Below are 22,503 nucleotides of genomic sequence, written 5' to 3'. Positions count from 1 at the left end.
GACGGACGGGAGGCCCGTGGCGGCGTCGCCACGGGCCTCCCGTCCGCCCTGTGGGTGCGTCGACTACTCGGCGCGCGAGAACTCGCTGGCCCGCGCCACCTGGTCGTCGGTCAGGACGACGCCCGTGTACCGCTCGAACTGGCGCGCCGCCTGCAGGGCGATGACCTCGGCGCCGGTGACGACGTGCTTGCCGGCGTCTCGCCCAGCACGGACGAGCGGGGTCTCCGACGGGAACGCGACCACGTCGAAGACGGTGTGGGCAGCTTTGATCCGTTCCGGTGCGAAGGCGAGTGCGTCCTGCTGGTCGCCGCGCATGCCGAGCGGGGTGACGTTGACGACCAGGTCGGTCTCTCCCGCCTCACGCTCGTCGGCCACCCACTCGTACCCGTACTGCGATGCGAGGGCCGGGCCGGTCTGTTCGTTGCGGGCGACGACCGTCAACCGGTCGAAGCCGGCGCCGCGGAACGCCGCCGTGACGGCCTTGGCCATGCCGCCCGAGCCGCGGAGCAGCACACGCGAAGCCGGGTCGACCTCGTGGGACCCGAGCAGAGCGGCGATCGCCTCGTAGTCCGTGTTCGACGCGGTGAGCACGCCGTCGTCGTTCACGACCGTGTTGACCGACTGGATCGCGGCGGCGGAGTCCTCGATGTGGTCGACCAGCGGGATGATCGCCTCCTTGAAGGGCATCGACACCGAGCAACCGCGGATGCCGAGCGCACGGATGCCGGCGACGGCACCGGGCAGGTCGGTCGTGGTGAACGCCTTGTACAGGAAGTTGAGGCCGAGCTCGTCGTACAGGAAGTTGTGGAACCGGGTGCCGATGTTGCTCGGTCGCGCGGCCAGCGACATGCAGACCTGCATGTCCTTGTTCAGGATGGGCATGCCCTCAGTCTCGCACCCTCTCCCTTTCGCGTCCTCGCAGGGATGGAGCGGTCCATCCAGACCGGGTGCCCTGCTCCGGGGTAGCGTCGGTGCCGATGACTGAGATCCCGGAGACCATGCGCGCTGTCCGCTTCGACGAGTGGGGTGACCGGTCGGTCCTGCACGTGGCCGAGGTGCCCGTTCCCGAGGTGACCCCCGGGCGGGTGCTCGTCCGCGTCCGCGCCGCGGGCATCAACCCCGGTGAGTCGGCCATCCGCCAGGGTGCGTTCGGCGGCGACCTGCCGTCCGGACAGGGCACCGACTTCGCCGGCATCGTGGTGGCCGTCGGAGCCGAGGTCGATGGCGTCGACGAGGGCGAAGAGGTCATCGGCTGGTCGTGGGACCGCGCGAGCCAGGCCGAGTACGTGTCCGTGCCGGCCGTCCAGGTCGTCCAGAAGCCACGCCTGCTCGACTGGACCGTGGCGGGTGGCCTCGACGTCATCGCGACGACCGCGGCCGCAGCCGTGCGTGCGGTCGACCCGCGTCCGGGCGAGACCGTCGTGGTGTCCGGTGCCGCCGGCGGGGTCGGCGGCTTCGTCACCCAGCTGCTCGCGAACGAGGGCATCGACGTCATCGCCGTCGCGTCCGAGGCGAACCACGAGTGGCTCCGTTCCAAGCGCGCACGGCCGGTCGCGTACGGCGACGGGCTGCAGGAGCGCATCACCGAACTCGCGACGAACGGCATCGACGCCGTGATCGACACCCACGGTGCCGAGTACGTCCGGCTCGGCATCGCCCTCGGGGTGCCGGTCGACCGCATCGAGACGATCATCGCGTTCGACGAGGCCGCCGAGGTCGGGGCGAAGGCCTCGGGCAGCGCGGACACCGCCGACCCGGAGATCCTCGGGGCGCTCGCACTCGAGGTCGCGAACGGCGCGATCGAGGTACCCGTCGCCGCGACCTACCCGCTCGACCGCGTGCAGGACGCCTTCGAGGAGCTCGAGCAGGGCCACACCCGCGGCAAGATCGTCCTGATCCCCTGATCCCAGCGTCGCTCAGGGCTGGTCCGGGGGTTTCCCCCACCACGGTCGGGGTGCGTCCCGGATGCGCTGGACCGACGGCGTTGCGTAGCGTCGTCGGTATGAGCACACTCTCCCGTCCCCGCAACGGTCGTCTGCTGGCCGGCGTCTGCGCCGGTCTCGCCGATCGCTTCAACCTGTCCCGCACCCTGGTCCGGGTGGTCTGGGTCATCCTGAGCTTCTTCCCCGGGCCGCTGTGGATCGCGTACGTCGTGCTGTGGTTCGTGATGCCGCCCGAGGGTGGTCGGCGGCGCTGAGCGGTCCGAGCCTCGGCGCTGAGCACCGGTCCGTCCGGACGGGTTAGTGTGGCGGCGTGCCGGTCTCCGTCTTCGATCTGTTCAGCGTCGGTGTCGGCCCCTCGAGCTCGCACACCGTCGGCCCGATGCGGGCCGGTGCCGAGTTCGCCACGCTCGTCCGTGGCCTGCCCGTCACGTCCGTGGTGGTCGACCTGTACGGGTCCCTCGCGTCGACCGGGCAGGGTCACGGTACCCTCGGTGCCGTCGTCGCCGGGCTCATGGGGTCGCACCCGGAGACCGTCGACCCCGATGCCATGGTCCTCGCGCTCGACGCGCTGGAGCGCGACGGTGTCCTGCGGCTCGACGGCGGTGCGAGCGTGCCGTTCCGCCTCGCCGACATCGTCCTGCACCCCCTGACGATGCTGCCCCGGCACCCGAACGCCATGCGGCTGCGCGCCCGTGACGCCGACGGGACCGATCTGGCCGACGAGACCTACTACTCGATCGGTGGCGGGTTCATTGCGCGGGACGAGGCGGCCGAGCCGGCGACGGACGCGTCGGCGGCCGTCGCCGGTGCCGCGATCCCGGTCGACGACGCCGTGCCCCACCCGTTCTCGAGCGGCGCCGAGCTGCTCGCCGCGTGTGCCGGTTCAGGCCTGCCGATCAGCGGCGTCGCCCTGGCGAACGAGGCCGTCACTCGGACGGACGCCGAGATCCGGTCCGGACTGCTGGGCATCCACGGCGTGATGGAGTCGTGCGTCGACCGGTCCGTCCGCAGGGGCGGGTGCCTGCCCGGCGGGCTCGACGTCCGCCGTCGCGCCGCCACCTGGCACGAGCAGCTCACCCGCGAGGACCCCGACCACGACCCGCTGTTCGCGATGGAGTGGGTGAACCTCGTCGCCATGGCGGTCAACGAGGAGAACGCCACCGGAGGCCGCGTCGTCACCGCCCCGACGAACGGCGCAGCCGGCATCATCCCCGCGGTGCTGTACTACGCGCTCACGTACGTGCCCACGGTCGCCGACGCTCCCGCCGCCGAACGCGACGATGCCGTCGTGCGGTTCCTGCTCACCGCCGGGGCGATCGGGTCGATCTACAAGGAACGGGCGTCGATCTCCGGCGCCGAGGTCGGCTGCCAGGGCGAGGTCGGATCCGCGGCGTCGATGGCGGCTGCGGGGCTCGCCGAGGTCCTCGGGGGTACGCCGGAGCAGGTCGAGAACGCCGCCGAGATCGCGATGGAGCACAACCTCGGGCTGACCTGCGACCCGATCGGCGGCCTGGTGCAGATCCCGTGCATCGAGCGGAACGCGATCGCGGCGAACAAGGCGATCAACGCCGCCCGCATGGCCCTGCGCGGCGACGGGGTGCACCACGTGTCGCTCGACCAGGTCGTCGAGACGATGCGGCAGACCGGGGCGGACATGTCGTCGAAGTACAAGGAGACCGCGATGGGCGGGCTCGCGGTGAACGTCCCGCTCTGCTGAGCGTCGTGGTCGCGTGCGCGCGTGCTCGCGCGTGCTCGCGCGTCAGGCGTGCAGGAGCGTCAGCAGTCGCGCCGTCTCGGTGGCGATGGCGTCCCGGCCCGCCGACACGTACTTGCGCGGGTCGACGACCTCCGGTCGCTCGTCGAGCACGGTGCGGAGCGCACGGGTGAACAGGCCGTTCAGGTGCGTCGAGATGTTGATCTTCGTCATCCCCGCGTGCACGGCGCCGCGGAGTTCATCGTCGGACAGGCCCGAGGACCCGTGCAGCACGAGCGGCACCGGCACCGCGGCACGGAGGCGCTCGACCAGGTCGCGGTCCACCGAGGCCTCGCGGGTCTGCATCGCGTGCGAGGTCCCCACCGCGACCGCCAGGGCATCGACCCCGGTGTCGGCCACGAACGCGGCGGCGTCGGTCGGATCGGTGCGGACGCCGGGGGCGTGCACACCGTCTTTGCCGCCGACCTCGCCGAGCTCGGCCTCGATCCCGACACCCGCGGCGTGACACCGAGCGGCGAGCTCGCGGGTCGCTGCCACGTTGGCGGTGAAGTCCAGGTGTGAACCGTCGTACATGACCGAGTCCACGCCGAGTTCGACCCCGGCCGCGACCAGCTCGGGATCCTCGATGTGGTCGAGGTGCACGAGGACCTCGACGTCGGCGGCACGTGCGACCGCCTGGGTCGCGGTCGTGATCGGTGCGAGGCCGCCGTGGTACCGGACGCAGTTCTCGCTGATCTGCAGGATCACCGGCAGCCCGGCCAGCTCGGCGCCGGACACGATCGCCTCGGCGTGCTCGAGCAGCACCACGTTGAACGCACCGACCCCGCGGCGTGCCGTTCGGGCGGTGTCGAGCAGGCCGGTGAGGGCGAGGTCGGTGATCATGCGGGGGTCCTCGTTCGGTCGTGGGCGGGAGCGGGCTGGGTGGACAGGAAGCGGTGGACGTCTGCCGGGTCGACCGCGCCGGCCACCGGTTGGAGGACGGCGGCGGCCCCGTGTGCGGCGGCGGACCGCAGGGCTCGGAGCAGGGTGGCGTCGTCGGGGGCCGGGACGCTGCGAGCGCCGACGAGGACACGCACGAGCCCGGCGGTCGCTGCGTCACCCGCGCCGGTCGGGTTGCCCGAGACCCCGGGGACCGCCGGCACCTCGAGCACGTGCTCGGCGGTGTGGGCGGCGATGCCGTCGGATCCGCGAGACACCACGACGACCGTCGCGCCGAGTCCGAGGAGCCGGAGTGCCCCCGAGCGCTCGTCGTCGGTGCCCGTGGCCTCGAGCAGTTCCTCGCGGTTGGGCTTGCAGACCGTCGCCCCGGCCGAGGCGGCCGCCAGCAGCGCCGTGCCCGAGCAGTCGACCACCGAGAGCACACGGCGACGTCGAGCGGCGGTGACCCAGCGGGCGATGACCGTGGGATCGGTGTCGCGGGGCAGGGAGCCCGACACGACCAGGGCAGCTGCGGGCAGGGCATCGGCGGCACCGTCGGCACCGCCGGCACCGACACCACCGTCGAGGAGCGTCTCGACCGCGGCGGTGACCGTGTCCCACTCGGCTGGGCTGAGCACGGGGCCGGGCTCGCCGAACATCGTCGGGTGGGCGAGGTCGTCCACCACCGTCACGGTCGTGCGGGTCTCACCACGGACGGCGACGTCGGTGTGGACGAGCCCGAGGTCGTCGAGGGCGTGGGTGATCCAGTGCCCGCCGTCGCCGCCGAGGGGTAGCACGGCGTGGGTCGGCGTGCCGGTGGCGGCGAGGACCCGCCCGACGTTCAGGCCCTTGCCGCCGGGGCGCCGCTGGACCTCGAGCACGCGCTGGGTCTCGCCGATGCGCTGTTCGGCGACCCGGTAGGTCACGTCGACGGCCGGGTTCGGGGTGACGACGAGGATCATGCGACCACCGCCGTCGGCAGGGCTCGGACGCTGCCGCGCTCCGGGTCGAGCACGACCAGGTCGGCGGGGGCGCCCACGCTGAGTGGTGCCGGAGCCCCGAGCAGGTGTGCCGCACGCCCCGCGGACGCCGCGACGACCTCGGGTAGGTCGGTCCCCGCGTCGAGCAGGCGGCGGACGGCGTCGGCGACCGTGATCGTGCTGCCCGCCAGCGACGAACCATCGGCGAGCACGGCGAGCCCGTCGCGGACGGTCACCGCCGAGCCGGCGACCGTGTACGCGCCGTCGGGGCAGCCGGTCGCGGCCATGGCGTCGGAGACCAGGACCATCCGGCCCGGAGCACTGCGCTGCACGAGGGTGACCGCCACGGGGTCGAGGTGGTGGCCGTCGACGATGCACTCGAGCAGCACACGGTCGTCGGAGAGCGCGACCCCGACCGGCCCGGGCGCACGGTGGTGCAGCGGGGGCATCCCGTTGAACAGGTGGGTGACGAGCGAGGCTCCGGCGTCGATCGCACGGCGGGTCTGCTCGGCGGTGGCGTCGGTGTGGCCGATGGCGACGACGACCCCGGCTTCGACGAAACGGGCGACGACGTCGAGTGCACCCGGCAACTCCGGCGCGAGCGTGACGATCCGCAGGGCGCCACCCGCGGCGTCGCAGTAGGCGTCGACCTCGGCGGGGTCCGGGGCGTGCAGCAGGTCCACGCGGTGCGCCCCGCGACGGGCGGGCGCGAGCCACGGCCCCTCCAGGTGCAGGCCGGCGAGCGTGCCGTCCGCGACGAGCGGCCGGAGCCGGGCGAGAGCCGCCACGGTGTCCGCGCGCTGGCCCGTGGCGATGGATCCGACCAGGGCGGTCGTGCCCCGTGACCGGTGGTGTGCAGCGGCGGCACGGGCGTCCTCGGCGGAGCACACGGAGAAGTCGTGTCCGAGCGCCCCGTGGGCGTGCAGGTCGACGAACCCGGGCACGATCGCGCCGTCGACGGTGACGGCGGTGTCCGTGCGCATCGGGGACCCGGTGCCGGTCGCCAGCACGGTGTCGTCGTCACCGATGACGAGCCAGCCGTCGTGCAGGTCTGCCTGGGCCGTGACGATGCGATGGGCCCGGACGAGGGTGGTCACAGCAGGACCCCGGTCTCGGTCTCGAGCAGCGCGCGTGCGAGGATCCCTGCTCCGATGGCGCCGGCTGCGTCGCCGTGCCGGGCGGGAACGATGACGGGGGCACGGACGCCCTGCAGACGCTCCGTGACGGCGTCGCGCAGCGGGTCGAGCAGCAGCGCGCCCGACTCGGCGAGTCCCCCGCCGACGATGATCGTGTGGACCCCGGCGACCGCGGTGGTCCAGGCGAGTGCATCGGCCAGGACCGCGACGCAGTCGTCCCAGACCGCACGGGCTGCGGGGTCGCCCTGGCGGACCAGGAGCATGGCGGCGTGCGCGGACGGAGCGCCGGAACGACGTGCGACTCCCCCGGCGGACGCGATCTCCTCGACACGGTGGCCCGCGTGCGGACCGGTCTGGATCCGGACCTGCCCGATCTCCCCCGCCCAGCCACCGCCGGACACGACGACGCCGTCGACCACCAGGGCGCTCGCGAGCCCGGTGCCGACCGGCACGAACGAGACCGACCCCTGCGAGAGCGCCGGGTCACCGGCCCGGACCTCGGCCAGGGCGCCGGCGCGGACGTCGTGGCCGAAGGCGAGCGGCACGTCGATCCCCTGCCGCAGGAGCTCGGCGCGGACGAGATCACGTACCGGGACGTCGCGCCATCCGAGGTTGACGGACAGGTCCACGGTGCCGCGGGTCTCGTCGACGACGCCGGGGGTCACCACCCCGATGGCTCCGAGCGGCGCGCGTCGCGTGGCCTGTGCGGCCAGTTCGGCGACGACGGCGGCGAGGCGCCCCGCGTCCGGGTCGTCGCGCGGCGTCGGTACCCGGGTCTCGTCGAGGACGAGTCCGTCGGCCGTCGTCAGCCGGGTCTTGATGCCCGTGCCGCCGACGTCGACCCCGAGCACCGCGCCTGCGCCACCCATCAGGTGAGGATGACTGACCGGGTGAGCGACCGGGGGTTGTCCGGGTCGAGCCCGCGTCCCTCGGCCAGGGCGACGGCGAACCGGTGCACGACGACGAGTCCGGCGATCGGGTCGAGGTCGTGCTGGACGAAGCGAGCACCGGTGGCGGCGACCTCGTCGGCCAGGCCCTCGGGCGCAGTGCCGAGCGACCAGACGAGCCGGCCGGGCTGGGCGATCGCGATGGGACCGTGCCGGTAGTCCATCGCCGGGTAGGACTCGGCCCAGAACTGCGCCGCCTCACGCGTCTTCAGCGCGGCTTCGAACGTCAGGCCGACGGCGGCCCCACGACCGACGAACGAGACCTGCTCGGCGTCGAGCAGGTCGTCGATGGGCACCGTCAGCGCGGTCTCCGCCTGGGCTGCGAGGGCGTCGACGTCGTCACCGATGGACGCCCGCAGCAGCGCGAGCGTCGTGGTCGCGAAGCGGGTCTGGACGACCGAGCGCTCGTCGGCGAAGGGCAGGGCGACCACCTGGTCGGCGACGGCCGCGGCGGGGCTGTCGGCGACCGCCGTGATCAGGACGGTCCGCTGGGACGGCAGGGCCTGCAGTAGGTCGACGATCTCGGTCGTCGTGCCCGAGCGGCTGATCATGAGCACGCGGTCGTACTCGCGGGACGCCGGGTACTCGGACCCGGCGAAGGCATCGGTCACGCCGAGGCCCGCCTGCTCACGCGCGACGGCGTAGCTCATGGCGATGAACCAGCTCGTGCCGCAGCCGATCACGGCCACGCGCTCGCCCGGCTGGGGGAGCGCATCGGCGAAGGTCGGCAGGAGCGCGGCGGCTGCACGCCAGGTCTCCGGCTGCGAGGCCAGTTCAGCGCTCACGAAGGTGTCGGTCATGGGAGCCTTCCGGGTCCGGATCGATCCGGGTGATCGATGATCAGGAAGCGTAGCGAGCGATCGTGCGCAAGGGAAGGGGAAAACGTCATTTCCGATCACCGTGCGACGGTGGTGACGCCGTAGGATGACCGTCATGACCCCCCAACAGCGGCTGAACGCCCTGCTCGAACTGGTGAGCGAACGCGGCAACGTGTCGATCGCCGAGATCGGGGAGCTGCTCGGGATCTCCGCCGCCACGGCCCGCCGTGACCTCGCGACCCTCGCTGACCAGCGGCTCGTCACGCGCACGCACGGGGGAGCGGCAGCACTCGGCGCCGGGTACGAGCTCCCGCTGCAGTACAAGATCGCCCGGCAGGCCGAGGCGAAGACGGCGATCGCCCGCGCGGCCGCCCGGTTGGTGCAGCCGGGGGAGACCGTCGGGCTCAACGGCGGGACGACCACGACCGAGGTCGCGCGTGAACTCGGCAAGAGCGAGCGGTTCATCCGCGCCGACGGCGAGTTCGGCATCACGATCGTGACGAACGCCCTGAACGTCGGGTACGAGCTGTCCGTCCGCGCCAACGTGAAGATCGTGGTCACCGGTGGTGTGGCGCGGCGGCAGTCCTACGAGCTCGTCGGGCCGCTCGTCCGGGACACCCTGGACGAGTTCGCCCTCGACCTCGTGGTGCTCGGCGTCGACGGGCTCACCGGCCAGTACGGTGCGACGACCATGCACGAGGGCGAGGCCGAGGTCAGCCGCCACTTCGCCTCCGTCGGGCGACGGGTCGTCGTGGTCGCCGACTCGACCAAGATCGAACGGTCGACCTTCGCCCGGATCTGCCCGCTCGACCGCATCGACGTCCTGGTCACCGACCGGCCGGTGCCGGCCTCGTTCGCCGCCGACCTGGCCAGCGCCGGCGTGGAGCTCGTCGTCGCCGACTGAGCGCCCCCTGCGGCCACCCCGGAACGGTCCGGACGTTTCGATCGTGTAAAACCCTCCCCGGCACGGATGCGTGAGCGATCTGTGAGCGCCTATTGTGCATTCATGATCGATTCGGCATCATGGGCGTCACATTCACGCAAGGGAGCGATGAGCATGGGCGCTGACAACGCAGGACTCCGCGTCGCGGTGATCGGGATGGGCCAGCGGTCCGCCATCGCGCGCCACGTGGCCGAGGCAACTGCCGACGACCCGTCGCTGCACGCCCGGGTGGTGGCCGTCGCGGACGTCACCGCGGCCGGCCGCGATCGTGGGCACGACGAGTACCCGGACGCCCTGGTGGTCGAACACCACCGTGACCTCACCGGCCACGTCGACGCGGCCATCGTCACCACGCCGGACTGGACCCACGCCGAGATCGCGATCGACCTGCTCCGCGCGGGCATCGCCGTCTACCTCGAGAAGCCGCTGGCCATCACGGTCGAGGACGCCGACGCCGTCCTGAACACCGCGGCGGAGACCGGCACGCCGCTGTACGTCGGGCACAACTTCCGGCACGCCGCCGTCGTCCGCCTGATGCGCGAAATCGTGGCCCGCGGCGAGATCGGCCAGGTCAAGGCCGTCTGGTGCCGGCACTTCGTCGGCAACGGCGGTGACTACTACTTCAAGGACTGGCACGCCGACCGCAGCAAGGTGAACTCCCTGCTGCTGCAGAAGGCGAGCCACGACCTCGACGTCATCCACGCGCTCGGCGGGGGTGACACCGCCCGGGTCGTCGGCATGGGGTCGCTGTCGGTCTACGGCGACGTCACCGACCGGCGCGACCGCAGCGGCGAGCTCATGGGGGACTGGTTCTCCCACGACAACTGGCCGCCGCTCGCCCAGACCGGGCTGAACCCCGTCGTCGACGTCGAGGACGTCTCGATGGTGATGATGACGCTCGACAACGGGGTGCAGGCCAGCTACGAGCAGTGCCACTTCACCCCGGACTACTGGCGGAACTACACCGTCATCGGCACCGAGGGACGCCTCGAGAACATCGGCGACACCGGTGGTGGCGTCGTGAAGGTCTGGACGCACCGCCGGGGATGGGACACGGCGGGGGACCGCGAGTACCCGATCGACGGCGTCGAGGACGGTCACGCCGACGCCGACCTGCTCACCATGACCGAGTTCCTGCGGTCCGTCGCGTTCGGCGAACCGTCGGAGCTCTCCCCGATCGCGGCCCGTGCCGCGGTCGCCGCCGGCGCGCTGGCCACGCGCTCGCTCCGCAACGGGTCCGTCCCCATCGACGTCCCCCCACTGCCGGCCGACACCATCGCGCACTTCACCCGTTCCACCCCCTCCACCCCGCATCCCGCCCAGACCGTCGGCTCCTGACGGCCGTGCGAAAGGACACCCCGATGACCGCACACATCCCCACCCGAGGAACCGGCGTGCGCCGCGTCCTCCTCGGCGCCGTCGCCGCCCTCGGCGCGGCCGCACTCCTGGCCGGCTGCTCCTCGTCGTCCGGGGCGTCCGACTCCGGTGGCGACTACGAAGCGGCGCCGAAGGACACCAAGGCGTCCCTGACCTACGCCGTCTGGGACGAGAACCAGGTCAAGGCGATCAAGGCCAACCTGAAGGGCTTCAACGAGGAGTACCCGGACATCAAGGTCAGCGTCGACGTCACGCCGTACGCCAACTACTGGACGAAGCTGCAGACCCAGGGCTCGAGCGACACCCTGCCCGACCTGTTCTGGATGAACGGCCCGAACTTCCAGCTGTACGCGGCCAACGGCAAGCTCGCGCCGATCACCGGCGAGGTCGAGTCGGGTGACATCGACGCGTCGAAGTACTCGAGCGCGCTCAACGACCTGTACACGTACGACGACACCCAGTACGGCGTGCCGAAGGACTTCGACACCATCGGTGTCTGGGTCAACAGGTCACTGTTCGAGCAGGCAGGCATGGACCTGCCGTCCAAGGACTGGACCTGGGACGACTTCCAGCAGACCGGCGCCGAGCTGTCCGAGAAGCTGAAGGCGAAGGGTGCCTACGGGGCAGCCGGCGGCATGGACGGCCAGACGACCTACTACAACACGATCCTGCAGGCCGGGGGATCCGTCGTGAACGCGGACGGCACCGAGTCCGAGTACGCCACGAAGGCCTCCGAGGACGGCCTGCAGTTCTGGACCGACCTGATCGACTCGGGGGCATCGCCCTCGATCAAGCAGCTCACCGACACGACGGCCGACCAGTGGTTCACCTCGGGCAAGCTCGCGATGTACCAGGGCGGCAGCTGGTTCCGCTCCGCGCTGACCGGCACCGAGCTCGAGAAGGACGTCGTCGCCTACCCGCTGCCGAAGGGCAAGGAGCAGGCGACCGTCATCCACGGTGTCTCGAACGTCGTGTCCGAGGCGAGCAAGGACAAGGCCGCCGCCCAGGCGCTGCAGGTCTACCTCGCGGGCAAGACGGCGCAGCAGCAGCAGGGCGACATGGGCGCGGTCATCCCGGCGTACGAGGGCACGCAGAGTGCCTTCACGAAGACGATGCCCGACGCCGACCTGCAGGTGTTCCTCGACGCGGTGGACTACGCGAAGCCGCTGCCGGTGTCGAAGAACACCGCCGCCTGGAACACCCTCGAGACCACCCTGCTGCCGAGTGCCTTCGACGGGTCGAAGCCCGTCGACCAGGTGGCAGAGGACCTCGCACAGAAGATGGACGCCGCCCTCGCCAAGGAAAAGTAGGACCCGCGCGTGACGATCAACACCGAGCGGCCCCCGGCCGCAGTCACCCCCGCCCGGACGACACGTTCGTCCGGGCGGGGCGGCCCCGCGCCGCGACCCGGCGGCGGTCGAGCACCACGACGGACCGACGGCTGGTGGCCGTGGCTCTTCGTGCTCCCCTTGCTCGTCGGCGTCGGCACGTTCTACATCTGGCCGATCATCCAGACGTTCTGGTACTCGTTCACCAGCTGGGGTGTCTTCGGGGGCGCCACGTTCACCGGCGTCGCCAACTACGTCCGGCTCGTCGGTGACCCGCAGCTCTACCAGTCGCTGCTCAACACGGTGATCTACACCGTGATCGTCCTCGCCGGGATCCCGATCGCGGTGTGGCTCGCCAGTCTGCTGAACACCCCGGGGCTGCGGTTCGCCCAGTTCTACCGGGTGCTCTTCTTCCTGCCGTACGTCGCCATGCCCGCGGCGATCGCCCTGGTCTGGCGCATCATGTACAACGGCGACTACGGCATCGTGAACTGGTTCCTCGGGAACTTCGGCATCGACGGCCCGTACTGGATCTCGACCCCGGGCTTCGCCCTGATCGCGGTGAGCCTGGTCGGCCTCTGGTCGTCCCTCGGGTTCTCGATGATCATCCTCGGCGCCGGGCTCAAGGACATCCCGCCGGAGCTCTACGAGGCAGCGGAGCTCGACGGCGCGAGCCGGTGGCGGCAGTTCCGCTCGGTGACCGTGCCGTTGCTCAGCCCGAGCATCTTCTTCGTGGTGATCGTCACGACGATCTCGAGCTTCCAGCTCTTCGACCTGCTGTACGCGATCCTCGGCAGCACCAACCCGGTGATCCCGAAGACGATGTCGCTCGTCTTCTACTTCTACAGCGCCGGGTTCATCGACAACGACAAGGGCTTCGCGGCCGCGATCGCCATGGTGATCTTCCTGCTCATCGGCATCGTCACGCTCGTGCAGTTCCGTGTCCAACGGAAGTGGGTGCAGGGATGACCGCCACCGTCACACCTCCTCGGGCCGCACGCCGGCCCGGCCGTCGCGGCGGCAGCCACTGGTGGATCCACGTCGTGCTCGGCGTCGGCGGGTTCGCGATGGCGTTCCCGTTCCTGTGGCAGATCATCATGTCGCTGTCCACGAACGCGCAGGTGCAGTCCGTCACGCCGGTCTTCTGGCCGGGGGAGCTGCAGTGGCAGAACTACGCGCAGGTCTTCGAACGACTCCCGTTCCTCAGCCAGCTCGGCACCTCGGTGTACGTCACGATCATCCGCACGCTCGCGCAGATCGTCCTGTGCACGCTCGCCGGGTACGCCTTCGCCCGGATGCGGTTCCGCGGACGGGCGGCTCTGCTCGCGATCGTGCTGTCGATCCTGCTCGTGCCCTCGCAGGTCTACCTGATCTCGCAGTACCAGATCGTGCAGGGGCTCGGCTGGCTCGACACCCTGATGGGGATCGTCGCGCCCGGGCTGTTCAGTGCCTTCGGCACGTTCCTGATGCGGACCGCGTTCCTGAACATGCCGCCCGAGCTCGAAGAAGCAGCGCGGATGGACGGCGCGAACCCGTTCCAGACGTTCTGGCGGATCATGCTGCCCCTGGCCCGTCCCTCGATCAGTGTGCTCGCGATCACGACCGTGCTGTGGTCGTGGAACGAGCTGCTCTGGCCGCTCGTGGTCTCCACCCGCGCCGAGGACATGCCGCTCGCCGCCGGCCTCGCGACGCTGTCGAGTGACCGCACGATCGACTACCCGGTGCTGATGGCCGCCAGCCTGATGGCGATGGCGCCGGTCCTCATCATGTTCGTCGTGCTGCAGCGTCGGGTGATGGACGGGCTCGCGTCGTCCGGTCTGAAGTGACCACCGCGACCCCCGGCCTGGAGGCCCGTCCCGCGTCCGTCGCGGTCCTCGCCGCCGCCGTGGGGTCACCGGACGACTCCGCGACGGTGGCGGCCGAACTGGCCGCCACCGTCGCCGACGCCGGGTCCGCGGAGCGGGACGCGCTGCTGGTGGCGGCGCTCCGCGCCGCGGTGCCGGAGAGCGCCGACGCCCTCGCGGAGCGGGGCCTCCCGCGCGCGCTCGCCGAGGCCTCCGTCGCCGACGTCGACCGCAAGCTCGGGCGCTACGGGCTGCACGGCACCGGGGTGGAGTGGCTCGTCGCCGTGGTGACCGGGCGTGTGGTGGCCGTGGGGCGCCTCCAGTTCGAACTCGGCGACCACCTGGCGAACGGGACACCGGCCTGGGGTGTGCACGTGCCGGAGACCGGGCCGCTCGACCCGGTGGCCTGCGACCGCTCGTTCGCCCGCGCGCCCGAGGTCCTGCGCGGCCTCGCGCCGGAGCTCGCTGCCGACCGGTGGCAGTGCCGCTCCTGGATGCTCGATCCGGGGCTGCCGGCCGCGCTCGGTCCCGATGCCAACCTCGTGCGCTTCGCCCGGCGCTTCCGTCTCGTCCCGCCGGGGGAGCACGACGCGACCGAGGGGGACGCCAGCGTCGCGAAGTTCGTCTTCGGGGTGCCGCTGGCGACCGCTCGGTCCGCGGCGCCGTCCGGTAGGTTGCGCGCGGCCGTGCTCGACCGGTGGGCGAGCGGTGGGCACTGGACCGAGCGGACCGGCTCCGCACCGGTCGCGTGACCACCCGCAGCCCCGGCCGCGTACCGTGCACGGCATGACGAAGCCCGACCACGACCACCTCGACGACGGCGTCGACATGACGTTCGAGGAACGCCGACAGGACACGTTCCGCCGCATGTCCGGATCCGACGAGCACGACGCCGATCCCCGGGTCGAGGTCTCCCGTGCCGAGGACGGCGACGTCCGCATCGACGTCGCCGACACCGCGGCGGTCCGACCCGGCGAGTGACACCCGATCCGGCCCTGGTGCGTCGGGGTCGGTGGGGCACGGCATGATCGTGTCGTGCACCTCGTCCTCCGCCGCGTCGAAGGCGGCGTCCTCGCGACGCCCCTGACCGACGCGGGGACCGCCGGGGGTGAGCCGGTCCGCCTGGACGAACCGGGCCTCCCGGCCTTCGTCGCGGCCCACGACGCACCGGGCGTGCGCTGGGTGTGGGACGACACCGCGCGCTGGTACCCGGCCGTGCTCGCCGCTGGCGGGCGTGTCGGACGTTGCGTCGACCTGCGCCTCGGTCGTCGTGTCCTGCGGGCCGCGCTCGCTGCACGGGGATCCGCGCTCGCCGCTGCGCCGCCCGACGCCCTGGACGCCCCGGTCGCCGAACCCCGCGTGGTCCGACCGACGCAGGCCCAGCTCTTCGACGACGCCCTGTTCACCGCCGCTGCGCCCGACGACGAGGTCGATCCGGTGGCGGAGTTCCGCGCCCAACTCGCCGCACTGGCGGGGTCGAGCGCTCCGGGTGCGCTCCGCCTGCTGCTCACCGCGGAGTCGGCCGGGGCGCTCGTGGCGGCCGAGATGCTGCACGCCGGGCTGCCGTGGCGTGCCGACGTGCACGAGCGGCTGCTGGAGGACGCCCTCGGGCCGCGCGTGCCCTACGGGGTGCGGCCGCGACGCCTCGAGGAGATCGCCGCCGTCGTGCGCGAGCGCCTCGACGACCCCGGGCTCAACCCGGACTCACCTGCCGACGTCCTGAAGTCGCTGCGCCGGGCCGGGCTGATGGTCACGAGCACGCGGAAGTGGGAGCTGCAGGAGATCGAGCACCCCGTCATCGAGCCGCTGCTCGAGTACAAGCGCCTGGCGCGACTGCTCACCGCCAACGGCTGGACCTGGCTCGACGACTGGATCCGCGACGGACGGTTCCACCCGAAGTACGTCGTCGGCGGTGTCGTCACCGGGCGCTGGGGGGCTGACGGCGGGGGAGCGATGCAGCTGCCGAAGGGCATCCGCGGCGCGGTCATCGCCGACCCTGGGTGGAAGCTCGTCGTGGCGGACGCCGCGCAGCTGGAGCCCCGGGTGCTCGCCGCGATGTCCGGCGACCGGGCGATGGCCGCGGCCGGCGACGGACGCGACCTGTACGACGGCGTGGTGGCCTCGGGTGCGGTCGAGACCCGGCAGCAAGCCAAGGTGGCGATGCTCGGTGCGATGTACGGGGCGACCCAGGGCGAAGGCGGTCGGCTCGTGCCACGCCTGGTCCGGGCGTTCCCGCAGGCGCTCGACATGGTGGAACGGGCCGCGCGTGCGGGGGAGCGCGGCGAGCCGGTGACGACGCTGCTCGGGCGGACGTCACCGGTACCCGAGGACTCGTGGTTCGAGGCCCGGAACCAGGCGTACACGGTCGAGGGGACCCCGGCGATGCAGCGCGCGGTCGAGTCCCGTGCCCGGAGCTGGGGGCGGTTCACCCGGAACTTCGTGGTGCAGGGGACCGCGGCCGAGTGGGCACTCGCGTGGATGGGGTCCCTGCGCTCGCGGCTGCTCGCGCGGTTCCCCGGAGCCGTGACGGACGGGCCGCACCTGGTGTTCTTCGTACACGACGAGATCGTGGTGCACGCTCCGGAGGAGCACGCGGAGTGGGTGGCGCGGCAGATCGAGGAGGCCGCCGTCGACGCCGGACGGCTGTTGTTCCAGGACTTCCCGGTGACGTTCCCGCTGTCGGTCGGGGTGGTCGGGGCGTACTCGGAGGCGAAGGACTGAAGCAGCCGGGACGGCTCACGGCGGGGTCGGGCAGGGTGGACGGATGCACACCGAACGCGGGGACGCCGCCGACCGCACCGTCGGCGAAGTCGACCTGACCCGCTGGCGCTCCCGCGTCGGCCGCAGCGTCGCCGCTGCGTGGACTGCGCTCGGCAAGCGCTTCGGCGCCATGCCGGTGCTGCTGCTGACCCTCGCCATCGGTCTGGGCGTCGCCGTCCTCGCCACGTGGATCGCCTCCGAGGTCTACGACGCCGTCCGGGAAGCCGACGACGTCGCGGTGCTCGACCGACCGGTCCTCGACTGGGCCCTCACGCTCCGATCACCCACGGCCGACACCCTCGTCACGTGGTGGACGGACATCGCCGGCACGATCGGGATGCCGATCGTCGCGCTCGGGTTCCTGGTCGGCTTCACGATCCAGCGTCGTGCGTGGACGCCGCTGGTGCTCCTCGTGGCGGCGAGCGGTGGCTCGCTGCTCATGACGATCGCGGGCAAGGACCTCATCGGTCGCGCCCGTCCGCCGCTGTCCGACGCGGTGCCGCCCTACGAGACGTCGCCGTCGTTCCCGTCCGGTCACACGCTCAACTCCACGGTGATCGTGGGCACCATCGTGTACCTGCTGCTCCTGCGGCAGTCGCGCGTCGTCACCCGGGTGTGGACGATCGTCGTGGGCACCCTGTTCGTGCTGTCGGTCGGGGCGTCGCGGGTGTTCCTCGGGCACCACTGGCTGACGGACGTCCTGGCGGCGTGGGCGCTCGGACTCGCCTGGCTCGCCCTCGTGATCACGGCGCACCGGTTGTACCTGACGGCGCTCCACCACGGTGCCGAGCCCGCGCCGGACGTCGACCGCATCACTTCGTGAGCAGAAGGCGTCGGGTCGTTCGCCCGCACCCGACGTCTTCTGCTCACCGAGTCTCCGGGCGCCACCCCGCCCGCCCCGCCGCCGCCACCGTCCCGCGCCGCCGTGCGCCAACGGCAGAGCGCCGTCAGCCGCGACCGGTAGGTTGCCGGGCATGGAAGAACGGGTCTTCGGCGGCAGGTACCGCGTCACGGGCACGCTCGGACACGGTGGCATGGCGTCCGTGTACCGGGCGGTCGACGAGCAACTCGGCCGCGAGGTCGCGGTCAAGGTGTTCCGCATCGGCCCCGTCGACCGCGGTGAGCGCGCCCGCGCCGAGGCAGAGATCCAGACCCTCGCGACGCTGCGGGCCCCCGAGCTCGTCACGCTCTACGACGCCGCACTCGACGACATCGACGGCGACTCGTACCTCGTCATGGAACTCGTGCCGGGCAGTGACCTGGCGACCCGTCTGCGCGAGGGCCCGCTCGACCCCGCGACCGCCGCCCGCCTGGGTGCGCAGGTCGCCGACGGTCTGGCCGCCGTGCACGCGCAGGGCATCGTCCACCGTGACGTGAAGCCCGCGAACGTCCTGCTCGAGAGCGACGGTCGGCACGTCAAGCTCGCCGACTTCGGGATCGCCCTGCTCCGCGACGCCTCTCGGGTGACGGGGACGGGGACCGTGATGGGGACGGCCGCGTACCTGGCCCCGGAGCAGGTCCTGGCGAAGGAGATCACCGGCAAGGCCGACGTCTACTCGCTCGGCCTCGTGCTGCTCGAGTGCATGACCGGCCGTCAGCCGTTCCCGGGCAGTGCGGTCGAGTCGGCCACCGCCCGGCTGACCCGTTCGCCCGAGATCGACCGGCAGCTGCCCACGGCCTGGCGCACCCTGCTGCACGTGATGACGGCGCAGGACCCGGCGGAGCGACCGACGGCAGCCGAGGCGGCCGAGCGCCTGCGCGCGCTGGGCCGCGACGAGCCGACGAACGCCACGCAGCTCCTGCCCGGGATGCCCGGTGCGGTGACCGCTGCGGCTGCCGGCGCAGCGGGTGCCGCGGCTGGTGCCGCCGCTGCGGCGAACGCCGACGACCGGACACAGGCGATGCCGGCGAGCGAGCTGCCGAACGGCGGCGCGCGTCCGGGCGACGACGCCACCCGCGTCCTGGACACCCAGCGCCCGAACCCAGCCGACGACGTCTCGACGACCGTCCTCGGCGCCCAGGCGAACGACCGAGGCGCATCGGGCCCGAGCGGGCCGACCCCGCCGCCGGTCGCGCCCCGCCCGGTCCGGGGGGACCAGCCGGAGGACCAGCCGGAGAAGAAGAAGCGCGGACCGCTCATCGCCGCGGTCATCGTGATCGTCCTGGTGCTCATCGGCATCGGGGTCGCGGTGTTCGCCCTCAACGGCGACGACGACGGCACCCCGGCCCCGACGGACACCACGTCGACCGCCCCGACCGAGCAGCAGCCGTCCGAGGACCCGGGCGAGGAACAGCAGCCGAGCGAACCGGCCGAGCAGCAGCCCTCACAGGAGCAGCAGCCGTCGCAGCCCGCCGAGGAACCCAGCGAGCAGCCGAGCGAACCGACCCAGCCGGAGCAGCCCACGCAGGACCCGCCCGTCGGACCGGAGCCGAGCACCCCGGCCTCGAACCCGGTGCAGGAGCCGCAGGACGGCACGGGCGCGGTCGACACCACGTCGGACACCGCTCCCGGCAATTCCGGCAGCGCCCCGGGACACAACAAGGACTGACGACGCGCACTGACGACCAACACTGACGACCGGCACTGACACGCCGGGGTTTTCGTCCAGTCCCTGGAGCAAATAGGCTCGCCCTGTGCGAGAACTGCAACGGAGCGGTGGTCCGACGACGGCCGTGGCCGCTCGGAACGGTGTCGGCTTCGGGTCTGCAGAGGGCTGGCTCGTCGAACGACCAGCGGGCGCGCCGGTGGCCGAGGCGATCGTCCCCGGCTTCACCGGACGCACCATCGCCACCGGCGACGAGCTCTCCTGGGTCTGGTTCCCCGAGCGGACCCTGCCCGACGGGGCGTCGGAACCGACGGAAGCAGACCTGCCGCACTTCTGGGACGCCACGGCCTTCGCCCTCGACGTCGTCTTCACCGACGGCTCGCGGCTGCGTGACCACGCCGCGGTCCGCGACCAGTACGGCGACGCGGTCACCCCGGACGTGCAGGACGCGGCCCGCAAGCAGTGGGTGGACCAGTGGAACCGGCGCGCGGTCGACCTCACGCCGTTCGCGGGGCTGGTCGTCGACCGCCTGGAGGCCCGGCTCGGCTCCGACGCGCCGGCCACGGCCACCGACGGCGAGCGTCCCGCACTGCGCGGCTGGCTCGACGCCGTCCGGATCGGTCCCGCGCGTCCGACCCCGACGACCCCGCTCGGCCACGTCCGGACGACCCGTGGCACCCAGGCATCCTCCCGGTTCTCCCGCGGCAACAACGCCCCGCTCGTCGGTGTCCCGCACGGCGGCGTGTTCGGGCTGCCGATGACGGACGCCTCGAGCAACCGCTGGCCGTACGCGTACCAGGAACACGACCGGATCGACGACCAGGGACGACTCCGCCCGGCGATCCAGGCCTTCGCCACGAGTCACATCCCGTCGCCGTGGATGGGCGACCGCGGGGTGTTCCAGGTGATGCCCTCGCCACTCGAGACGCCCGACGTGGACCGGGATGCCCGCGCGCTCGGGTTCGACCACGAGGACGAGCAGGACGGCCCGCACCGCTACCGGGTCGCCCTCGAGCACGCTGTGACGGCCGAGCTGACTGCGGGGGAGTTCGCCCTCGGGTTCCGGTTCACCGGCGCCCGCAGCGTCGTGCTCGACCACCACGGCCGGGTGTCCGACGTCTCCGTGACGGTCACGGACCGCACCGCCGTGGTCGAGGCCGTCCTCGACGACCGGCCAGGCACCCCGCCGCACCACGTGCACCTGCGGGTCGCGGGGGTCACCGCCGACCACACGACGATCGGCGAGCACGAGCTGCGCGGCTGGCTGTCCGTGGGTGAGGCCGGGGGCGCGGACGGCCCGGTCGACGTCCTGCTCGGCATCTCGACCGTCTCGATCGAGGACGCCCGTGCGAACCTCGACGACGCCGGCTCGTACGACGCCATGCGCTCCCGTGCCGAGGCGCTGTGGACCGAGAAGCTCGCGACGCTGTCCTTCGACGGCGCGACCCCCGACCAGCTGACGAGCCTGTACTCCGGCCTGTACCGGTTGTTCCTCTACCCGAACCGGGCCGGGGAGACCGCCCTGACCGGCACCCCGCGACACCGCTCACCCTACGGCGACGTCCTGGCGGAACCGATCCGCGACGAGCCCGGGCCGGAGATCGTCGAGGGCGCGTTCACCACCACGAACGGCTTCTGGGACACCTACCGCACGGCCTGGCCGCTCCTCGGACTCCTGACCCCCGAGACCGCGGGCGAGCTCGCGCAGGGCTTCGTCGAGCACCACCACGACGGCGGATGGACGCCCCGCTGGAGTGCCCCCGGCGCCGAGGACTGCATGACCGGCACCACGAGTGACACCGTGTTCGCCGACCTCGCCGTGAAGGGCGTGCGCGGCTTCGACCTGGGCGAGGCGTACCGGAGCGCGGTGCGGAACGCGACCGTCCCGCCCCGTGACGAGCGCGTCGGACGCAAGGGGAGCCTCCCGGGCGCCTTCCGTGGCCACGTCGACACGGCGACCCACGAGGGGATGTCCTGGACCCTGGACGCGGCCATCAACGACTGGGGTCTGGCCGTCATGGCGGGCCTGCTCGCGTCACGGGCGCGGACGCCGGCCCACCTGTCCCGGTACGAAGCCGAGGCCGAGTGGTTCGCCCGCCGGTCGCTGCAGTACCGGCACGTCTTCGACTCCGAGCGCGGGTTCTTCATCGGCCGCGACCCGGACGGCTCGTGGCGGGTCGGCACCGAGTTCGACCCGCGCGACTGGGGCGACGACTACACCGAGACGAATGCCTGGGGCACCGCGTTCACGGCTCCGCACGACGGAGCCGGCATCGTCGACCTGCACGGCGGCCCCGAGCGGTTCGACGCGGCCCTCGACGCGTTCTTCGCGACCCCCGAGACCGGCAGCCTGGCGCGGTCCGGCTCGTACGGGTTCCCGATCCACGAGATGACCGAGGCCCGCGACGTCCGGATGGGCATGCTCGGGCTGTCGAACCAGCCCGCGCACCACATCCCCTTCTTCCCGATGTTCACCGGGCGCCACGACGACGCGCACCACATCGTCCGCGAATCGCTCGAGCGCCTGTTCGTCGGGTCCGACCTCGGCCAGGGCTACCCCGGCGACGAGGACAACGGTGAGATGAGCGCCTGGTACGTCTTCGCGACCATCGGCCTGTACCCGCTGGCGCCGTCGACCGGCACCTACGTGCTCGTGCCGCCGTCGGTCCGCAGGACGGTGCTGCGGCAGCCTGGAGGCGCGGCCACGGTCATCGAGGTCGCGCCGGATTCCGCAGGCGCGTACGTCGCGTCGGTGACGGTCGACGGCTCGCCCTGGACCTCGGTCACCATCCCGCACAGCGTGGTCGTGGCCGCGTCACGGATCGAGTTCACGCTGTCCGACGAACCGCAGGGATGGGCGGCGGACACCCGGCCCGTCTCGGCCTCCGACGTGCACGGCTACCGGGACGCCCCGGTGGACGTCCTGCCCGTCGGGGTCTCGGCACTGACGGACGACACCGGCCGCTCCGTCACGGCGCTCGCGGCGGGGGAGTCCGTGTCCTTCGACGTGTCGTGCCCCGCCGCCTCGCTGTACACCGTGACGGTCGCGTCGCCGGGGTCCTACTCGTGGCAGGTCGCCCTGGACGACGACGTCACCGCGGTCGACGGCGCCGAGTTCACGTGGGCCGGCCAGACCCGCGTGTTCCGGATCCTCGGCGGGGGTTCGTCGTTCACGTTCACTGCCGGCACCGACCTGGCGCTGACGCAGCTCGAACTCATCGCGGCCGACGGACAGCGTTGACCCGGCGT

At 72.3% G+C, this 22,503-nt stretch carries 20 protein-coding genes; 14 read left to right on the top strand and 6 right to left on the bottom strand.

Translation table 11 applies throughout. The annotated features are described in order from the left end of the window. Positions 1 to 63: 63 nt before the first annotated feature. The gene (locus DEI85_RS16485) at positions 64 to 882 is read right to left on the bottom strand and encodes a shikimate 5-dehydrogenase (RefSeq protein ID WP_111124077.1); all 819 of its coding nucleotides are present in this window, start codon (positions 880 to 882) and stop codon (positions 64 to 66) included. Between the two features lie 95 nt (positions 883 to 977). On the opposite strand from DEI85_RS16485, the gene DEI85_RS16480 reads away from it, so the two are divergent. The 3 genes from DEI85_RS16480 to DEI85_RS16470 all read left to right on the top strand — a co-directional run bounded on the left by DEI85_RS16480 (position 978) and on the right by DEI85_RS16470 (position 3,660). Then, complete coding sequence (locus DEI85_RS16480; RefSeq protein WP_258369835.1) at positions 978 to 1,904, top strand: NADP-dependent oxidoreductase; 927 nt, start codon at positions 978 to 980, stop codon at positions 1,902 to 1,904. Positions 1,905 to 2,002: 98 nt separating this feature from the next. Then, the gene (locus tag DEI85_RS16475) at positions 2,003 to 2,197 is read left to right on the top strand and encodes a PspC domain-containing protein (protein WP_027466823.1); all 195 of its coding nucleotides are present in this window, start codon (positions 2,003 to 2,005) and stop codon (positions 2,195 to 2,197) included. 56 nt (positions 2,198 to 2,253) lie between these two features. Beyond that, positions 2,254 to 3,660 carry an L-serine ammonia-lyase gene (locus DEI85_RS16470; protein ID WP_110859414.1) on the top strand — a complete coding sequence of 469 codons (1,407 nt, stop codon included), beginning with the start codon at positions 2,254 to 2,256 and terminating at the stop codon, positions 3,658 to 3,660. Positions 3,661 to 3,702: 42 nt separating this feature from the next. On the opposite strand, the gene DEI85_RS16465 is transcribed toward DEI85_RS16470, so the two are convergent. The 5 genes from DEI85_RS16465 to DEI85_RS16445 are packed head-to-tail and all read right to left on the bottom strand — an operon-like array spanning position 3,703 to position 8,438. Continuing rightward, entirely contained in the window at positions 3,703 to 4,539 is an 837-nt protein-coding gene (locus tag DEI85_RS16465) for a class II fructose-bisphosphate aldolase (RefSeq protein WP_111124078.1), read from the bottom strand. Continuing rightward, entirely contained in the window at positions 4,536 to 5,537 is a 1,002-nt protein-coding gene (locus tag DEI85_RS16460; RefSeq protein WP_111091365.1) for a 1-phosphofructokinase family hexose kinase, read from the bottom strand. The genes DEI85_RS16465 and DEI85_RS16460 overlap by 4 nt, the downstream gene beginning before the upstream one ends. Beyond that, the gene (nagA, locus tag DEI85_RS16455; protein WP_111091366.1) at positions 5,534 to 6,652 is read right to left on the bottom strand and encodes an N-acetylglucosamine-6-phosphate deacetylase; all 1,119 of its coding nucleotides are present in this window, start codon (positions 6,650 to 6,652) and stop codon (positions 5,534 to 5,536) included. Before nagA ends, DEI85_RS16460 begins: the two co-directional genes overlap by 4 nt. Then, entirely contained in the window at positions 6,649 to 7,560 is a 912-nt protein-coding gene (locus tag DEI85_RS16450) for an ROK family protein (protein ID WP_111124079.1), read from the bottom strand. The genes nagA and DEI85_RS16450 overlap by 4 nt, the downstream gene beginning before the upstream one ends. Beyond that, positions 7,560 to 8,438, bottom strand: coding sequence for an SIS domain-containing protein (locus DEI85_RS16445; RefSeq protein ID WP_071406232.1), 879 nt, complete (start codon positions 8,436 to 8,438; stop codon positions 7,560 to 7,562). The genes DEI85_RS16450 and DEI85_RS16445 overlap by 1 nt, the downstream gene beginning before the upstream one ends. 133 nt (positions 8,439 to 8,571) lie before the next feature. Here DEI85_RS16445 and DEI85_RS16440 point away from each other — a divergent pair, with 133 nt between their 5' ends. From DEI85_RS16440 to DEI85_RS16390, 11 genes are all read left to right on the top strand, one after another. Further along, a complete protein-coding gene (locus DEI85_RS16440; RefSeq protein WP_181420018.1) occupies positions 8,572 to 9,360 on the top strand; it encodes a DeoR/GlpR family DNA-binding transcription regulator in 789 nt (262 codons plus the stop codon). A 147-nt stretch (positions 9,361 to 9,507) separates the two neighbouring features. Then, positions 9,508 to 10,737: a Gfo/Idh/MocA family protein gene (locus DEI85_RS16435; RefSeq protein WP_111091367.1), complete on the top strand. Its 1,230-nt coding sequence runs from the start codon at positions 9,508 to 9,510 to the stop codon at positions 10,735 to 10,737. Between the two features lie 23 nt (positions 10,738 to 10,760). Then, positions 10,761 to 12,086, top strand: a complete 1,326-nt coding sequence (locus DEI85_RS16430; RefSeq protein WP_110859421.1) for an ABC transporter substrate-binding protein — start codon at positions 10,761 to 10,763, stop codon at positions 12,084 to 12,086. 9 nt (positions 12,087 to 12,095) lie between these two features. Continuing rightward, complete coding sequence (locus DEI85_RS16425) at positions 12,096 to 13,073, top strand: carbohydrate ABC transporter permease (RefSeq protein ID WP_110859422.1); 978 nt, start codon at positions 12,096 to 12,098, stop codon at positions 13,071 to 13,073. Next, positions 13,070 to 13,930, top strand: a complete 861-nt coding sequence (locus DEI85_RS16420) for a carbohydrate ABC transporter permease (RefSeq protein ID WP_250893249.1) — start codon at positions 13,070 to 13,072, stop codon at positions 13,928 to 13,930. Before DEI85_RS16425 ends, DEI85_RS16420 begins: the two co-directional genes overlap by 4 nt. Then, entirely contained in the window at positions 13,927 to 14,700 is a 774-nt protein-coding gene (locus DEI85_RS16415; protein ID WP_111124080.1) for a hypothetical protein, read from the top strand. Before DEI85_RS16420 ends, DEI85_RS16415 begins: the two co-directional genes overlap by 4 nt. A gap of 34 nt (positions 14,701 to 14,734) precedes the next feature. After that, on the top strand, positions 14,735 to 14,929 hold the full coding sequence (locus tag DEI85_RS16410) for a hypothetical protein (protein ID WP_017887924.1): 195 nt from the start codon (positions 14,735 to 14,737) through the stop codon (positions 14,927 to 14,929). Between the two features lie 54 nt (positions 14,930 to 14,983). Further along, positions 14,984 to 16,669: a bifunctional 3'-5' exonuclease/DNA polymerase gene (locus DEI85_RS16405; RefSeq protein WP_111124081.1), complete on the top strand. Its 1,686-nt coding sequence runs from the start codon at positions 14,984 to 14,986 to the stop codon at positions 16,667 to 16,669. A 43-nt stretch (positions 16,670 to 16,712) separates the two neighbouring features. Continuing rightward, positions 16,713 to 17,531 carry a phosphatase PAP2 family protein gene (locus DEI85_RS16400; RefSeq protein WP_110859425.1) on the top strand — a complete coding sequence of 273 codons (819 nt, stop codon included), beginning with the start codon at positions 16,713 to 16,715 and terminating at the stop codon, positions 17,529 to 17,531. Between the two features lie 151 nt (positions 17,532 to 17,682). Then, a complete protein-coding gene (locus tag DEI85_RS16395; RefSeq protein ID WP_111123172.1) occupies positions 17,683 to 19,257 on the top strand; it encodes a serine/threonine-protein kinase in 1,575 nt (524 codons plus the stop codon). A gap of 85 nt (positions 19,258 to 19,342) precedes the next feature. Next, entirely contained in the window at positions 19,343 to 22,495 is a 3,153-nt protein-coding gene (locus tag DEI85_RS16390) for a GH92 family glycosyl hydrolase (RefSeq protein ID WP_258370340.1), read from the top strand. Positions 22,496 to 22,503: the final 8 nt, after the last annotated feature.

It is taken from the genome of Curtobacterium sp. MCBD17_026 (assembly GCF_003234895.2).
Lineage (GTDB): Bacteria > Actinomycetota > Actinomycetes > Actinomycetales > Microbacteriaceae > Curtobacterium > Curtobacterium flaccumfaciens.
This window is presented reverse-complemented; position numbering and strand designations above follow the sequence as displayed.

Bases quoted from the DNA above. Each gene is read 5' to 3' on its own strand.
- DEI85_RS16485 (WP_111124077.1), bottom strand. From the start codon at position 882: ATGCCCATCCTGAACAAGGACATGCAGGTCTGCATGTCGCTGGCCGCG.
- DEI85_RS16480 (WP_258369835.1), top strand. From the start codon at position 978: ATGACTGAGATCCCGGAGACCATGCGCGCTGTCCGCTTCGACGAGTGG.
- DEI85_RS16475 (WP_027466823.1), top strand. From the start codon at position 2,003: ATGAGCACACTCTCCCGTCCCCGCAACGGTCGTCTGCTGGCCGGCGTC.
- DEI85_RS16465 (WP_111124078.1), bottom strand. From the start codon at position 4,539: ATGATCACCGACCTCGCCCTCACCGGCCTGCTCGACACCGCCCGAACG.
- DEI85_RS16460 (WP_111091365.1), bottom strand. From the start codon at position 5,537: ATGATCCTCGTCGTCACCCCGAACCCGGCCGTCGACGTGACCTACCGG.
- DEI85_RS16450 (WP_111124079.1), bottom strand. From the start codon at position 7,560: ATGGGTGGCGCAGGCGCGGTGCTCGGGGTCGACGTCGGCGGCACGGGC.
- DEI85_RS16445 (WP_071406232.1), bottom strand. From the start codon at position 8,438: ATGACCGACACCTTCGTGAGCGCTGAACTGGCCTCGCAGCCGGAGACC.
- DEI85_RS16440 (WP_181420018.1), top strand. From the start codon at position 8,572: ATGACCCCCCAACAGCGGCTGAACGCCCTGCTCGAACTGGTGAGCGAA.
- DEI85_RS16435 (WP_111091367.1), top strand. From the start codon at position 9,508: ATGAGCATGGGCGCTGACAACGCAGGACTCCGCGTCGCGGTGATCGGG.
- DEI85_RS16430 (WP_110859421.1), top strand. From the start codon at position 10,761: ATGACCGCACACATCCCCACCCGAGGAACCGGCGTGCGCCGCGTCCTC.
- DEI85_RS16420 (WP_250893249.1), top strand. From the start codon at position 13,070: ATGACCGCCACCGTCACACCTCCTCGGGCCGCACGCCGGCCCGGCCGT.
- DEI85_RS16410 (WP_017887924.1), top strand. From the start codon at position 14,735: ATGACGAAGCCCGACCACGACCACCTCGACGACGGCGTCGACATGACG.
- DEI85_RS16400 (WP_110859425.1), top strand. From the start codon at position 16,713: ATGCACACCGAACGCGGGGACGCCGCCGACCGCACCGTCGGCGAAGTC.
- DEI85_RS16395 (WP_111123172.1), top strand. From the start codon at position 17,683: ATGGAAGAACGGGTCTTCGGCGGCAGGTACCGCGTCACGGGCACGCTC.